The organism is Arsenophonus sp. ENCA, from assembly GCF_002287155.1.
In the GTDB taxonomy this organism is placed as follows: domain Bacteria; phylum Pseudomonadota; class Gammaproteobacteria; order Enterobacterales; family Enterobacteriaceae; genus Arsenophonus; species Arsenophonus nilaparvatae.
Genome location: NZ_NHNG01000567.1, coordinates 1 through 730 on the forward strand (window position 1 = coordinate 1; position 730 = coordinate 730).

The 730-nt window shown below is 44.5% G+C and carries 1 protein-coding gene and 1 pseudogene; one reads left to right on the forward strand and one right to left on the reverse strand.

Features of this window, described 5'->3' with window-relative positions:
- Positions 1–374: pseudogene (locus tag CBG25_RS14765) on the forward strand (transposase); the annotation flags it as partial.
- Positions 375–425: 51 nt separating this feature from the next.
- On the opposite strand, the gene CBG25_RS14770 reads toward CBG25_RS14765, so the two are convergent.
- Positions 426–730 (reverse strand): transposase family protein (locus tag CBG25_RS14770; protein WP_290603625.1); only part of this gene is annotated, 305 nt, incomplete at its 5' end.

Genomic DNA, 730 nt, shown 5'->3' on the forward strand with positions numbered 1-730 from the left:
AACTCAAGCAGGAAGCGATGCCTGCTCATTGGAAACCAACCAAGCGGCGACAAAAAGATTTAGACGCCACGTGGACTAAAAAACACGGTAAGAGTCATTATGGCTATAAGCTTTCGGTAAACATGGATAAGAAGTACAAATTCATCAGAAAAATCGTCACCGATACGGCCAGCACCCACGACAGTCAGCATTTCGAAAGGGTCATTGACAAGGCCAACACCAATCGCAATATCTACGCCGACCGAGGCTATCCCTCTGCGGAGCGGGAAGCTTGGCTGAAGGCAAACGGCTATAGGAGCCAGATTCAGGGTAAAGGCCATCGAAACAAACCGTTGTCCAAGACTCAGCAAGGGCGAAACCACAGGATTACAAAAAGCGTGTTGCTTAATAGTGAAATAAGGGTGTTTCGGTGATTGAAGTAAATTTTACGCTGTTCTGAGATGGAAATTCCAAAGACCTGCGCTAAGGAGTAAGAAGGTATCATCAATAAAGGGTCTACGATTCCGTAAAATTTGGGTCATGCAACCGAGGCGCTTGATACCCGCGATGGCGTGTTCAACTGTAATACGGATGCCCGAGATTATTTTATTTTCTTGTTTTTGTTCAGGCGATAAAGGTCTTTTTCGAGTTCCTTTTTTTGGGATTTGTGTATTAGGATGCTGTTTATCTATACCTTGAAAACCGGTATCTGCCCAGATGGTTACCTCAGGAGGAATATGGCGAATTATAT